Genomic DNA, 15134 nt, shown 5'->3' on the forward strand with positions numbered 1-15134 from the left:
TACCGAAATATAACGAAGAAGTGGAGAAAAAGTAAAAAAGTTTTTGTTTAAATTAGAAAATTAATATAGTTAAAAAGGAAAACTTATTAGAAAGGTAATTCCTTTATAAAATATACCTATAACGATCTATGACACAGGTCTTTCTATGGGTATATTTTTTTTGATTGCACGTTAATAAATAGACATGAAAGCTAGTCAATTTGTGTTAAATCCGGAATGAGAGTCTCGTGCAACAAATTGATTTAACCAGTTGAAAATTAGACTGAGGATTGAGGAGGAATCGTTAAAGTAACTTTTTCTAAAAGGGGAGGATTTGGATTGAAGGTATCAATCTACAGTTTAAGATAATAAAAGCACTATGAAAAAAGGATATAGAAAATGTAATGACGTAGACTGCTTTGTAATTTTCCAATACAACTAAAAATGAAACACTATGAGCAAGTGAAACTATATAAAAATATTATTTGAATTTTAAAAATGTTTGTGAAATTTAAATTGACAAACCTTTCAAAAACAGTAAAAATCAATAATAAAAAGAAAAAAATGATGGGGTTCAAATATACAATAGAGATATTTTTAATACATATAGAAGAGAATGAGAAAGGCGCTCACTCTTGTAGCTAAAATACGATTTTTTCCAGTTTCCATCTCGCTTTTTGTGTAAGTTAGTGGTTGAACATAACAGAGAAGGACATGGCTGGACAATAAATTATAGGGAAACCTGAAAGTATATAAAGGTTTCCTATTTTAGTAAAGAAATTAAGGTTATACTCCCGGTAAAATCCATCATTTATGAAACCGTTTTCTTAGAAAGAAGCAGCGGTGAATATAACCGGATGAGAAAAGCACTTCTTAAGTCATTCCTTATTACAATATCCATGATACGTGCTAATGTTTAGAATTTAAGAAAGAAGGTAGCTAATCATGTTAAGGATGCCCATCTTTTTTATTTTGTTTTTATTTATAATAAGCGGCTGTGATCATTCTGCAGAATACGAGATTATTTACAATGATGAAGAAAGTATCGACGTCAATACAAAACCTGTCGAGAATAAAAAAGATTCGTATACGATAGCTGTTATACCTAAAATTGACGGAATACCTTATTTTAAAGCGGTAGAGGAGGGGGCGTTGGAGGCGGGAAAAGACTTAGGTGTTAAGGTCATATATACAGGCCCACCTACCCCCAGCTCTGAAAAGCAGGAAGAGATTATAACAAAATTAATTGAAAAAAAAGTGGACGTAATTGCGGTATCTGCAAATGATCCATATAAATTAGGCAGGGTGCTGAAAAAAGCAAAGCGTAAAGGAATCAAGGTGATCACCTGGGATTCTGATACTAATGCATCATACAGAAGCTTTTTTGTGAACATGATAGATCCTGAGATAATTGGCAGGCATGTAATGGATACCCTCGCTATTGAAATGGAAGAAAAAGGGGAGTTTGCGATTATGACGGGATCTCCTACCGCTGCCAATCTTAATACATGGATTGATTGGATTCAAATCCAACAAAAAGAATATTATCCAACTATGAAACTAGTTGAAGTGGAATATACAAACGAAGATATTCATAAAGCGTATAAGGTAACACAAAATTTATTTAAAAAATACTCGGACCTAAAAGGAATTATTGGTATTTCAACGGTTAATCCTCCTGCTGCGGCTCAGGCTGTGAAAGATGCAGGGAAAATCGGCAAGGTTGCCGTAGTCGGTACATCGACTCCTAATTTAATGAATGAGTATTTACAGGAAGGGGCTGCCCAGACCATTACGTTATGGAGTCCACAAAAATTAGGTTACTTGACTGTTAGTCTAGCAAAAAACTTATTGAATGATGAATTTCCGTATGAAGGACAGAACATTAAGAACATAGGTAGGATTAAATTCAACGGTGACATGGTCATTATGGGAGAGCCCATCGATTTTACAAAGGGAAATGTGAACCAGTATGATTTTTAAAGGAAAAAAGCCTATCCAGATAAAAAACCTGCGTTTAACGACAAAACTAGTTACAACCTATACATTATTAACGGTTCTACCTATGGCCTTCCTTGGGTTCATTGCATACTGGCAATACACAAAATCAATAGAAGAAGAAGTAGGCGAATATATTCCCCGTCTTGTCAAACAGGTTAATGGCAACATTGAAAATGACATTCAAAAACTAGAGACCTTACCTGATTTAATTTATAATTCCGGTGATGTTATGGCTATTTTAAGAGACAGCCAATCAAAAAAAAAATCGGTTTTGCTACACGATGAGTATATCATGAAGAGTTATTTGACAAGAACCTATTTAAATAACAATTCATCTCATATTTTGGGGGCGTTTCTTGTTTCCAAGAATCGTACATTTGCAAGTACAAGTCTGCATTATGACAGTTTTGGTTTTGAAGATGGTTCCTTGCCATATGCAGATGACCTAGGATTGCTAGGCGAGATGCAGTTGCTCCTTCCTAATCAGACTAATTTAACGTTTGAAGGGGATCCCTCCTATTTTATGCTGGTCAAAACAATTACTGATTTCGATAATAGAAAAAATTTAGGAACGCTCTATATAGCCATCGATGTAGCCTTTTTTGAGCAATCACTTCAGGATTTGCAAAAGGAAGAGAATGTTACGATGTGGATCATGAATAAGCAGGGGAAGATAATTTATCATAAGGATCATTCGAAAATTGGTACAGTGGAAAAAGGGATACATGATTACCCATTACTGAATGGTAGTTTTCGTACAGAAATCGATGGAAAACGGAATTTAATCAGTATAAGTGAATCAAATGAGCTGCCATGGGTACTCGTTCATAGCATGCCTATCAAAAACATGACAGAAAAAACGGATGTTATCCGAAATGTGACAATTTTCGTTTTTATCCTTTTTACACTCATTACTACATTGATCTCTATCTTTTTTGCCTGGACTGTTACACGTCCACTAAACGAATTAGGAGATATAATGAAGCGGGTGGAAAAAGGTGATTTATTAGTAGATATACCTATACATTCCGAGGATGAAGTCGGGATGCTCGCGAACAGTTTTCGATCAATGCTTGCAGAGATAAGAGAGCTGATTCATAAAAACTACCACATTGAACTGCGAAAAAAAACAGCTGAATTATACGCCCTTCAATCTCAAATAAATCCTCACTTTATGTATAATACGCTGGAAACCATAGGCATGGCTGTGGAAGAAGGAGAGAGCGATGAAGTCGTGAAGATGGTGACTCTGCTTGGTAGAATGATGCGCTTTTCAATCAGTAATAAAGAAAGCTTGGTTCTTATAAACAGTGAGGTTCAGCACATTGAAGATTATTTAAGCATCCAACAATTCCGTTTTGAAGATCGTTTGCATTTTATGATAGAAAAAGGAGCAGATGTAGTTAATTATTATATACCCAAGTTTGTTTTACAGCCAATCGTTGAAAATTCCATTAAATATGGATTGGAAAAAAGAAAGGAAATAGACATTCAAATACATATTTCTGAAGAGGAAACTCAGACAGGTGAGGAATATCTTTTACTGATAGTCAGTGATAACGGACCAGGGATGACAGAAAGCAAATTAATTGAACTAAATGAAAAGTTACGTTTGGATCCAATGATGAAACGGGACTCTGGCTTTGGGATTATCAATGTAAATGCAAGAATTGGCATGATGTTCGGGGAACAATATAATCTTCAAATTAATAGCGAATACGGAAAGGGAACGAGTGTGATTATCCGACTTCCCAAAATAAATGCCCAACAAGTAAGCATGTATGTTCAAGGAGAGGAGAAGAACAGAGATGATACAAAGGGTCAGGACGGTCATTGTAGATGATGAACCAAGGATAAGAAGAGGCATAGAAAGACTAGTACAATCTTGTGGGGAAGAGTGGCATGTTGTAGGTGTTTACTCCGATGGTCAAGAGGCATACGATGCAATTATCAATCAAGTAGAAGAAGTTGATGTATTAATAACAGATGTACAAATGCCTGTCATGGACGGGTTAACGTTAATTCAACATTTGAAAAAAACTAAACCAAGGCTATTTCCATTCATTATAAGCGGGTATGATGATTTTCTCTATGTACAGACTGCCCTAAGGGAAGGAGCTGTCGATTATATATTGAAACCGATTGATCGAGAAAAGTTTAAACTGCAGCTGAAGACTGTGCAGGAAAAAGTAATTGAGGCACGAAAGGAAAGGGAAAAGATAGGAGAAATAGAAGAAAGAGCCTTGATATTAACCCATGAAAAGCAGCTTCAATTGCTGATGGAAATTACGTGGAAAGATGCAATGGACTTATCATTACTTGAATGGACGCGGCAATTTCCAGAAGGAACCTATTCCCTGATCCATATTGGAATCGATCATACATCTGCCAAAACCCAAAGTTTTTCACCAGAAGATTGGGGTGGATGGAATGATGTAATAAAAAAACTTATAACAGACTTACTAGATGATCAGTCAACGCATTGGATGTGGAAAGATAGTCTACATGCCAGTTGGTTATTGATTAAGGATACTACCCCTACAGCTTTGGAGCAATTGTGTATAACATTAAAAACAAGTGTCCAACGGCAAACCCCTTTTACGGTTTCCATTGCCCTTGGGAATGAGTTTAATGACCTTACCCTTTTAGTAAATATTAAAGATGAATTACGATCTACCTTGCAATATCGAATGATACAAGGAGGCAATAAAATTTTCAGAACTGAAATGCTTAAACATGTATCATATAATAAAGTGATTGAAGTGCCGCCATCCATCTATAAATGGGCAGAAGAGACAGTGGAGGCGATGGAGCATGGTGAAGAAGCTGCCATTCGTTCTCTCAGGCAATTTTTTAACGAACTGAAAGATGTCACTTCCCCTTTCATAATACAAGAATCGGTTCGCTATTTGTCTATTAGAATTATTAATAAATGGATTAAAAGTGATGGTTTTAAAGACCTTCCGCTTTTACTTGAGGAAGCATTTAGCATTGCCGAGGATTCTTCTCATTTTAATCATTTAAAAAAGGAGACGGAGCGCTGGGTCATGAATATGTTAAAAAAGCAAGCAGCATTTCAAAATGACCAAACAGATCCCATACGCCAGGCAAAAGAATGGATTCTAAAACATATAGGCGATAACATCACAATAAAAAAAATCGCCAATCATGTCCATTTAAATTCAACCTATTTTTGTGAGTATTTTAAAAATCAGACAGGTGAAACCGTGCTTGACTATGTAACTAATGAACGGTTAAAAGTGGCGAAGGAATTATTAAGTCATACAGATTTAAAGATTTACGATATCGCTTCAAAAGTAGGCTATCAAGATACCAAATATTTTAGTCGGCTGTTTAAGCAATGGACAGGACAACTTCCGTCTCAATATCGAGATACTCATGAGTTTTTTGTGAAAAAGTAGAAGCTTCCATTCCGGAGCTTTTTTTTATGTCTACATTGAAAATGTCCCGAAGAAAATCCCCCCTACCCGAATTTTATCACCTACCAGCTTATGCCAATTCCCTTTATAGTGAAAGTATCAGAAAAGAAAGCGCTTCCTTTATGAGGAAAACGCTTTCTTGATAAAAGACGAAATGGAACGGGAGTGTTTATATGACATTAATTGGACCCTCACTTATGTGTGCAGATATGGGGAATTTACAAGAATCAGTAATGAGATTAGACCGTGCAGGTGTTGATTTCTTTCATCTAGATATAATGGATGGATCGTTTGTTCCTAATTTTACAATGGGCCCGGATCTAATTAAACGCATTAGGCAATTCTCGGATAAACCATTTGATGTTCACTTAATGGTTGAAAGACCGGAAGACCATTTAGATCTTTTCATTCAGTCGGGGGCAGATATGATTTCCATTCATGCAGAGGCAACTGCCCATTTACAGAGATCACTACAAAAGCTGAAGAATGATGGGATTAAGGCAGGGGTAGCCTTAAATCCATCAACCCCCATCACAGAGCTTGAACATGTATTGGATGTAGTCGATTATGTAACGGTGATGACGGTAAATCCTGGTTTTGCCGGACAGTCCTTTGTACCGCTTATGTATAAGAAAATAAAAAAGATAAAAGAATTAATTCAATCGGAAGGCTACCAAATTGATATTCAGGTAGATGGAAACATTGGGTTCGAAACCATTCCGGGTGTATTGAAAAATGGAGCCGACATGTTGGTTTGCGGGACGTCCTGTTTATTTAAAAACGATGTATTACTGGAAGATGCCGTTGGCCAACTCCGGGCATTCTTAGAGCAAATGAAAATGAAAAACGAGGGTTGTGCATGAAAGGGGTTGTAGTGGTAGGGAGTATTAATATGGATATTGTCGCAGTCACTAATCAGTATCCAGCGCATGGGGAAACGATTTTTGGAGAAAATATGAAACTATTAAGTGGTGGAAAAGGCGCAAATCAAGCAACGACGTGCGCTAAACTTGGAAAACCAGTAAAACTGATCGGTGCGGTTGGCGACGACGCATTCGGGCATGAAATAGAACGTTCTCTTCTTCAAAATAACGTGAACATATCCTCCTTGAAACATGTTGCAGAACATCCAACTGGATGCGCAGTCATTACAGTAGATGCTGCAGCAGAAAACACCATGCTTGTCATTAAAGGGGCCAATGAACATTTGACAAGAAGTGATATTGACATTTGTTTTTCTACCATCAGTGATGACTATACTGTTTTACTTGTACAGATGGAAATTCCTAATGAGGCTGTTCTACAAGCCATGAAAAGGGCTAAAGAAAAAAATATGTTTATTATCCTGGACCCTGCTCCGGCAGAAGGGGTAACGACTGAAGCACTGACGTATGCCAATTTGATTACGCCGAATTGGCAGGAAACAAAAGTGTTGACTGGGATCGACGTCAACTCGAAGGAAAGTGCATGCAAAGCGGGTGTTTTCTTTGAGAATCATTTTGGCGTGGAGAATAGCATTATTAAGTTGGGCCATAAAGGAGCATTGGTTTATCAAAACGGTGAAACAAACTTTATCGAGCCCATTGCTGTAAAAGCTGTTGATACAGTGGGGGCAGGAGACTCTTTCGCAGGAGCCCTTGCTTGTGCCATTGCAGATGGGGAGACGATCGAATCAGCAGCCGAGTTTGCTTCAATTGTAGCGGCGATGAAGGTAACGAAAATGGGGGCCCAAGATGGTGTGCCGAGGCTAGCAGAAGTGGAACATTTTTGTGAAACCAATAACATTAATTATTATGGTAAAAAACAAAAGTTGAATCAAATTTATGACTGATTAAGGTTGGAAAGGAGAGAAACATGTCTGATTTCTTATTGCAAATGACGAATGTCAGTAAAACCTTCCCAGGTGTAAAAGCACTGGATAGCGTTCAGCTTGAAGTGAAAAAAGGAGAAGTTCATGCGTTAATAGGTGAGAATGGTGCCGGGAAATCAACGCTCATTAAAATATTAGCTGGCATTTATCGACCGGACCCAGGCGCCAAGTTTTACTTTGAAGGAAAAGAAGCCGAAATTCAAAAACCGATTGATGCTACGCTAAAAGGCATTTCAATCATTTATCAGGATTTAAGTTTATTTTCAAACCTATCTGTAGCTGAAAATATCTATATTGGCCGGGATAGTGACAAAAAACCATGGAAAAAGATTAGATGGAAGGAGATGGAGGATACAGCAAAACGGGCACTTAAAGAACTAGAATTTGAGATTGATGTTCATACACCCGTTGAAAAATTAAGCATTGCTCAACAGCAGCTGATTGAAATCGCCAGAGCCCTCGCTTTTGATTCCAAGTTGATTGTAATGGACGAACCGACTTCATCCCTATCCGCAGGGGAAGTTGAAAAGCTTTATAAAGTTATACAAAAATTAAAGGATCGCGGAATTTCCATAATCTTTGTCAGCCACAAGTTAAAAGAGTTATTTACTGTTTCCGATCGATTTACAATATTGCGAGATGGGAAATATGTAGGCACTTATGAAACTGAAGAACTTGATGAAGATAAATTAATCACACTAATGGTGGGACGTCAGATTTTATATAACAAGAATATGGTAAAAGGAAAAACAGGAAAAACTCTTTTGGAACTGAATGGTTTATCAAAAGAAGGTAACTTTAAAGATATTTCCTTTGAATTGAAAGCTGGAGAAGTCCTTGGGATTACAGGACTTGTCGGATCAGGAAGAACAGAGCTTGCACAAGCGATATTCGGGGTCAACAGGCCCTACGATGGAAGTATGAAAATAAATGGGGTTTCTACTAAAATCAACTCTTCTGAACATGCTGTAAAGCAAGGGATTGCATATATTCCAGAAAGCAGAAAAACGCAAGGACTCATCCTTCGCCAGTCCATAATCAATAATATTTCATTACCTGTTTTGAAACAATTGAGAAATAAATTCAAATTGATTAAGCGAAAGGAAGAAGTTAAGCTGGCTGATCATTATATGAAAACGCTAGATGTTAGACCCGCTTTGCCTAAAAGGGCAGCTGGTGACCTATCAGGCGGAAATCAACAGAAAGTCGTGATCGGCAAGTGGCTTTCTACTAAACCACAAATCCTAATTATTGACGAACCGACGAATGGGATTGATATTGGGGCGAAGTCAGAAATTCATAAGTTAATGAGGGAACTGGCTGCTGAAGGAATGGGCATTATTGTGATTTCTTCAGAGCTTCCAGAAGTACTTGCTGTCAGTGATCGGATTTTGGTCATGAGACATGGAAGAATAGCCGGAGAGCTTGGTATAGAAGAAGCGACACAGGAAAATATCATGAATTATGCTCTGCTTGGTTCTCAATCTCCTTCCAAAAAAGGGCTTCCGCTAAAAGAGGAGGTACGTGCATGAACGCCATTTTGAAGTCGAAGGAAATCAGCATCGCAATGATTGTTTTGCTTCTATGTATTACATTGACATTCTTAAGCCCGTATTTTTTTACTGTAGACAATTTGCTGGATGTACTAAAAGGGAATGCTGTACTTGGAATTCTGGCGGTGGGTATGACACTTGTAATCATCACTGGCGGGATTGACGTATCGGTGGCCGCTGTTACAAGCGCTGTCTGTGTCATCGTTGGAAAAGTAATGATGCTCATGCCTGACCATCCCATCTCTATACTATTACTCTTTTTGATTGGGCCATTTCTTGGGGTTTGTTTAGGTGCACTGAATGGACTGCTTGTTGCAAAGGTTCAAATTCCAGCTATTGTCGTGACACTTGGAATGATGAGTATCATTAATGGGCTCGTGTTGTACATTACGAATGGACAGTATTTGAACAGCAGCAGTTTTCCAACCGTATTCATCAAGTTTGCCAGTTTTGAGATATTTGGTATATCTATCATCATTCTAATTTTTATCGCCGTAGCACTGTTTACTTGGTATATTTTGAAATACACATTAATCGGTCGCGAAGTATTGGCGATTGGCGGTAATAAAGATTCAGCCATTCGGGTTGGGATAAATTTTGACAAAGTTCAAATATTTGTTTTCTCCTATATGGGGTTTCTTGCAGGGATAGCAGCCATTGCTCAAACAGCATATACAAAGGCTGTGGATCCTAATGGAATGCTTGGTCTGGAGCTGATGGTCATAGCAGCCGTTGTTTTGGGCGGTGCGAACATCATGGGGGGGCGCGGTACCATTTTGGGAACTGTTTTGGGCGTTCTTCTGCTAGGCATTGTACAAAATGGACTTATCTTGGCAAAAATTGATACCTTCTGGCAAAAAGTATTCACTGGATTGATTATATTACTGGCTGTGTCATACGACCACATTCAATATAAACGCTCAAAAGATAAGTTAGCGAAAATTGAAGTGGAAGCGTAAGAAAGAGGTGAAAAAATGAAACGGCTTTCAATATCAAAAGAAAATACTTTAGGTGTAATTACAGCAGGCTTGTTTGTGTTAATGAGTTTTTCAATACCTGGATTCTTTTCTTCAAATAATTTAACCAATATGATGTTCCAGCTCCCGGAGTTTGGTTTAATCGCATTAGCAATGATGGTGGTGATTGTAACTGGAGGGATTGACCTATCGATTACGTATACAGCTGCCTTGTCTGGCGTGACAATCGCACTTATGGCAAGCAGCGGATACCCAATGCTAGGCGCAATCTTAATCGGTGTTTTAGTCGGGCTGAGCTGCGGATTGATTAACGGCGTACTCATCTCAAAAATCGGTGTTTCGCCAATACTGGTAACACTCGGAACGATGGTGCTTTTTGAAGGTTTGATCTTAAGCATTACGAAAGGAAATTCAATTTCAGGATTCAGTGAGGGCTATAGCTTAATTGGAAACGGCTACTATATGGGGATCGTTCCTCTTTCCATCATTATTTTTGTATTATTTGCAATAATAACAGCTATATTGCTGTCAAAAACCAAATGGGGCAGAAGTGTTTATATGGTGGGTAGCAATCCAATCGCCACATTATTTTCAGGTATAAATAATAGCAAGGTATTAATGAGGGTTTACTTATATGCGGCACTTCTTGCCACAATTGCTTCCATTATTATGACATCCCGTTATAATACTGCAAAAGTGGATCTGGGATCTTCTTATTTATTACAAAGTGTAGCGGCAGCCGTACTTGGCGGAACTGAAATTCAAGGTGGTTATGGCAAAGTTATCGGCACTGTTTACGCAGTGGTCATTTTCCAAATGTTATCAAGTGGATTGAACTTAATGGGTGTACCACGATCGATCGTAACTGTAATGATGGGGGTTATTTTAATCACGGTATTGGTCATAAACTTCGTGAAAACGAAATTAGACGAAAAAAGTCAAAAGAAGTTACCTTCAAACTCTGTAGCGTAATTTACATGACCATGTAATCTCTGAAAATACTTTAGTGAAAAATCAGAAAAATTGTAAGGGGGATCATTATGAAGAAAATGACGGGGATATTGGCAACAGCTATTTTAGCTGGGGGACTGTTAGCAGGCTGTGTATCACAAGAAGGAGCATCGGGGAACAGTGAAAAAGAAACAAGTGGCGGAGGTAGTAATGAGAAGTTGAAAATTGCCGTAGTTCCAAAATTAATGGGGATACCATATTTCAATGCTTCTGAAAAAGGAGCGATTCAAGCAGGTAAAGATCTTGGTGTGGAAACCATTTACACAGGACCTACGGAACCGGATGCTGCACAGCAAGTAAAAGTCATTGAAGACTTAATTAGTCAAGATGTGGATGTAATCGCAGTAGCACCAAATGACGCTGCATCACTCTCACCAGTCCTTCAAAAGGCGAAGGATGAAGGAATAATTGTAATGGATTGGGATACACCAGCTGATCAATCCCTTGTAGAATTATCCGTCCACCAAATAGACGATGAAGCATACGGTCGCCATATCGCTAAATCACTCGTAAAACAAATGGGTGTTGAAAAAGGGCAAATCGCTATATTAACTGGAGGGCTTTCAGCTGCAAACTTAAACACCTGGATTGATGCAGCAAAAAAAGAACTGGAAGAGAATTATCCAGGTATTGAATTAGTATCGGATAAAATCGCGACAGATGAAAAACAACAGGTGGCATACCAAAAAACACTGGATTTAATAAAATCAAATCCTGAATTAAAAGGAATCATGGCTTTTTCTACTCCGGCACCTCTTGGGGCAGCCCAAGCTGTTCAGGAAAAAGGACTGCAAGATGATATAACAGTTGTTGGAACTGCTCTACCGAAAGACTCTTCACCATATTTAAATGATGGATCTCTAGATGTAGCCATTCTTTGGGAGCCAGACAAACTAGGTTATTTAACAGTTGCCCTCGCCAAACGTCTAGCTGAAGGGGAGAAACCAGAAGATGGTTTGAAAGTTGAAAATGTAGGTGAAATTGACGTGTGGGAGGATGGAAAAACAATCATCATGGGACCACCGACAGATTTTACGAAAGACAATGCAGCTGATTTTAATTTTTAAGGTTAGATAGACCGAAAAGTCCCCTCTCAACTATCTAGAGGGGCCTTTTTATTAAATATCATTGCGTGACTTGCATGTTAGGAGATGATGAAGGGATGAATGAGAGATATACAATCGGAATTGATTTTGGCACTGAATCAGGAAGAGTGCTGCTAGTAGATATAGAGAACGGAAATGAAATGGCTACACATGTTACACCTTATCGTCATGGAGTATTGTCTAATAGGCTTCCAGACGGATGTAAACTTGAAAAAGATTGGGCTCTCCAGCATCCAGGTGATTATTTGGACGTTTTATACACTTCTGTTCCTGAAGTGATTCGGTTAAGCGGAGTAGATGCGAATGATGTGATAGGCATTGGAATCGATTTTACCTCATGTACCATTTTGCCTGTTGATAAGAAAGGAAATCCCCTTTGTTTTGATGAGAAGTGGAAAAGGGACCCTCACAGTTGGGTCAAATTATGGAAGCATCATGCCGCACAAAAAGAAGCGGATGATATTACACGCATTGCACAGGCAACGAATCAACCATTCCTGCAACGATATGGCGGGAAAATTTCTTCTGAATGGATGTTCCCTAAGATTTTACAAGTGTTACGTGAATCACCTGATATCTATGAAGAAACGGATCTATTTATGGAAGCCGGAGATTGGATTACCTTCCGACTGACGAAAGAGCTGGTACGCAGCAGTAATATGAGCGGTTATAAAGCATTTTGGGATAAAAAAGATGGATATCCGGACCCTGCTTTTTTAGCGGCTATTGATGAACGTCTTCTGGATATACTGGATACAAAAATGCGTGGTGAAGTATTACCCATCGCTGGACGGTCGGGTGGTTTAACAGAAGGGATGGCTAAGAAGATGGGGTTGAAATCTGGTACGGCTGTTTCTGTATCCATAATCGATGCCCATGCAGGTGTTCCAGCTGTAGGAGCTGTCCATCCAGGCCAATTTGTGATGACGATGGGAACCTCTACTTGCCACATGTTAATTTCTGAGAAAAAACAAACAGTAGAAGGTATTTGTGGAGTAGTGGAGGATGGAATAATTCCCGGATCATTCAGTTATGAAACGGGTCAGGTGGCTGTTGGCGATTCGTTTGCATGGTATATTGAGCAAACTGCTCCTGAGTATGTAAAGAAAGAAGCTGAGCAAGAAGGTGTCAATCTACATAGCTTACTGGAAAAAAAGGCTTCTTGCTTAAGGCCTGGTCAATCTGGGTTAGTGGCGTTAGATTGGTGGAATGGCAACCGAACAGTCCTTGTAGATGCGAACTTGTCAGGTGTGATAGCAGGGATTACTCTTTCCACGAAGCCGGAAGAAATATACCGTGCACTTTTAGAATCAACAGCCTTTGGAACAAGGAAAATCTTTGAAACCTTTGAGAATGATGGTATAGAGATAAACGATTTGTTTGCCTGTGGCGGATTACCTCAAAAAAATAAACTGTTAATGCAGATATATGCCGATATTTTAAATCGTGAAATTAAAATCGCGGATGGGGAACAAGTGGTTGCATTAGGAGCAGCCATATACGCTGCCACGGCTGCCGGCCGTATAAATGGTGGGTATGATTCCATAGAGGAGGCATCCTCTAAGATGGCAAAAGTAAAAGAAGATACTTTTATACCGGTTAAAGAAAATGTAAGTATTTATCAACAACTGTATGCTTATTATTTAGAACTGCATGACTTCTTTGGCCGCGATCATATTTCCATAATGCATGGTTTAAAGAAATTGAGGAGTGTGGACTAATGATACATATTGCGGTGGATATTGGTGCTTCAAGTGGCCGGCTGGTCTTAGGGAAAATGGAGAACGGGAAATTAGTAATTGAAGAAATCCATCGATTTGCGAATGGTTTCACCACCCAAAATGGAACCTGTTTTTGGGATATTGATCATTTATTGAATGAAATCTTAAAGGGGTTAGAATCAGCAAAAAAGCTTGGATACGACCACTGTACACTTGGAATTGATACGTGGGGAACGGATTACGTATTGTTGGATGATAATGGACACAGAGTGCAAGAAGTTATCTCTTATCGTGATAAGCGCACCGAAAATACAATCGAAAAGGTCACAAGAACACTACCTAAAGAAATCATTTATCAAAAAACGGGGATTCAATTCTTATCATTTAACACGTTATACCAATTGTACGAAGAAGATATAAAGAACCTGAAAGTCACTAGGAATGTCATGACTGTGCCAGATTATTTAGGTTACTGCCTAACGGGGAAAAAGGTCACAGAAGTTACAAGTGCTTCTTCGATGCAATTATTGAATGTAAACACGAAGAAGTTTGATGAAGAGTTACTAAACCTGATTGCATTGTCAAAAGATCAATTCCCGCCTTTTGTTAATCCGGGAGAACGATTAGGGAAACTGATGAAAGAACGTTTTTCTACTTTTGATCTTCCCAATACAGAAGTGATTATCGTTGCTTCACATGATACTGCTTCCGCCATAGTCGGTTCACCTGGTAATGGAGAGAAATGGGCCTATATTAGTAGCGGAACGTGGTCGTTGCTTGGGATTGAAAGCGATAAACCGATAGTGAATGAGTTAGCCCTTAAAAACAATTATACAAATGAATGGGGTGCATACGGGACCTACCGCTTTCTGAAAAATATCATTGGTATGTGGGTTATTCAAGAGGTCAGAAGACATTTAAAGGAAGACTATAACTTCGAGCAGTTTGTATATGAGGCAGAGAAAATAAAGGTGTGCACGCAGTTCATCAACTTTAATGATAAACGATTTTTAAATCCAGAAAATATGATTCAAGAAATTCAGCAGTATTGTCGGGAGACGAATCAGGAGATTCCACATACAGTGGGAGAATTAGCGAACTGTATATTTACAAATATGTCTATTATTTATGCGATGTCCATTCGGCAAATAGAAGAGATAACGGGGAAAAGAATCGAGCAACTTCATATTGTCGGAGGAGGGGCGAAAAATGAATTCGTTAATCAACTTACGGCAGACCTTAGCGGGAAAACCATATACGCTGGACCAACGGAGGCTACGGCGATTGGGAATATACTAGTACAAATGATTTCAGGCAATGAAATAAGCGATTTACAAACGGCACGTCAGTTAATAGAACACTCGTTCCTTATAAAAGAATATGAGCCAAAAGAAAAAATTGAATCATCATCCCTGGTTGAAAAATTCAAACAAGCAATTTCCATGCAAGAAGAATGTAAATAATAGGAGTGATAAA

The 15134-nt window shown here is 38.5% G+C and carries 11 protein-coding genes; all 11 read left to right on the forward strand.

What is annotated here, in order from left to right:
• Window positions 1-924: 924 nt before the first annotated feature.
• The 11 genes from AC3WLU_RS19540 (at window position 925) to rhaB (ending at window position 15121) form a co-directional block, all read left to right on the forward strand.
• Window positions 925-1962: an autoinducer 2 ABC transporter substrate-binding protein gene (locus AC3WLU_RS19540; protein WP_492597766.1), complete on the forward strand. Its 1038-nt coding sequence runs from the start codon at window positions 925-927 to the stop codon at window positions 1960-1962.
• On the forward strand, window positions 1952-3823 hold the full coding sequence (locus tag AC3WLU_RS19545) for a cache domain-containing sensor histidine kinase (RefSeq protein WP_413002691.1): 1872 nt from the start codon (window positions 1952-1954) through the stop codon (window positions 3821-3823). Before AC3WLU_RS19540 ends, AC3WLU_RS19545 begins: the two co-directional genes overlap by 11 nt.
• Window positions 3789-5402, forward strand: a complete 1614-nt coding sequence (locus tag AC3WLU_RS19550) for a response regulator (protein WP_413002693.1) — start codon at window positions 3789-3791, stop codon at window positions 5400-5402. The genes AC3WLU_RS19545 and AC3WLU_RS19550 overlap by 35 nt, the downstream gene beginning before the upstream one ends.
• A gap of 191 nt (window positions 5403-5593) precedes the next feature.
• A complete protein-coding gene (rpe, locus tag AC3WLU_RS19555; RefSeq protein ID WP_048677821.1) occupies window positions 5594-6283 on the forward strand; it encodes a ribulose-phosphate 3-epimerase in 690 nt (229 codons plus the stop codon).
• Window positions 6280-7251, forward strand: a complete 972-nt coding sequence (gene rbsK / locus AC3WLU_RS19560; RefSeq protein WP_492597767.1) for a ribokinase — start codon at window positions 6280-6282, stop codon at window positions 7249-7251. Before rpe ends, rbsK begins: the two co-directional genes overlap by 4 nt.
• 23 nt (window positions 7252-7274) lie before the next feature.
• Window positions 7275-8822 carry a sugar ABC transporter ATP-binding protein gene (locus AC3WLU_RS19565; protein ID WP_101221775.1) on the forward strand — a complete coding sequence of 516 codons (1548 nt, stop codon included), beginning with the start codon at window positions 7275-7277 and terminating at the stop codon, window positions 8820-8822.
• The gene (locus tag AC3WLU_RS19570) at window positions 8819-9802 is read left to right on the forward strand and encodes an ABC transporter permease (RefSeq protein WP_413002698.1); all 984 of its coding nucleotides are present in this window, start codon (window positions 8819-8821) and stop codon (window positions 9800-9802) included. Before AC3WLU_RS19565 ends, AC3WLU_RS19570 begins: the two co-directional genes overlap by 4 nt.
• Before the next feature lie 15 nt (window positions 9803-9817).
• The gene (locus AC3WLU_RS19575; protein ID WP_214767610.1) at window positions 9818-10792 is read left to right on the forward strand and encodes an ABC transporter permease; all 975 of its coding nucleotides are present in this window, start codon (window positions 9818-9820) and stop codon (window positions 10790-10792) included.
• Window positions 10793-10860: 68 nt separating this feature from the next.
• Window positions 10861-11898, forward strand: coding sequence for an autoinducer 2 ABC transporter substrate-binding protein (locus tag AC3WLU_RS19580; RefSeq protein WP_413002701.1), 1038 nt, complete (start codon window positions 10861-10863; stop codon window positions 11896-11898).
• A gap of 95 nt (window positions 11899-11993) precedes the next feature.
• Complete coding sequence (locus AC3WLU_RS19585; RefSeq protein WP_413002702.1) at window positions 11994-13658, forward strand: ribulokinase; 1665 nt, start codon at window positions 11994-11996, stop codon at window positions 13656-13658.
• Entirely contained in the window at window positions 13658-15121 is a 1464-nt protein-coding gene (gene rhaB / locus AC3WLU_RS19590) for a rhamnulokinase (protein WP_492597768.1), read from the forward strand. Before AC3WLU_RS19585 ends, rhaB begins: the two co-directional genes overlap by 1 nt.
• The last annotated feature ends 13 nt before the right edge of the window (window positions 15122-15134 follow it).

Source organism: Peribacillus sp. FW305-BF15, assembly GCF_058783805.1.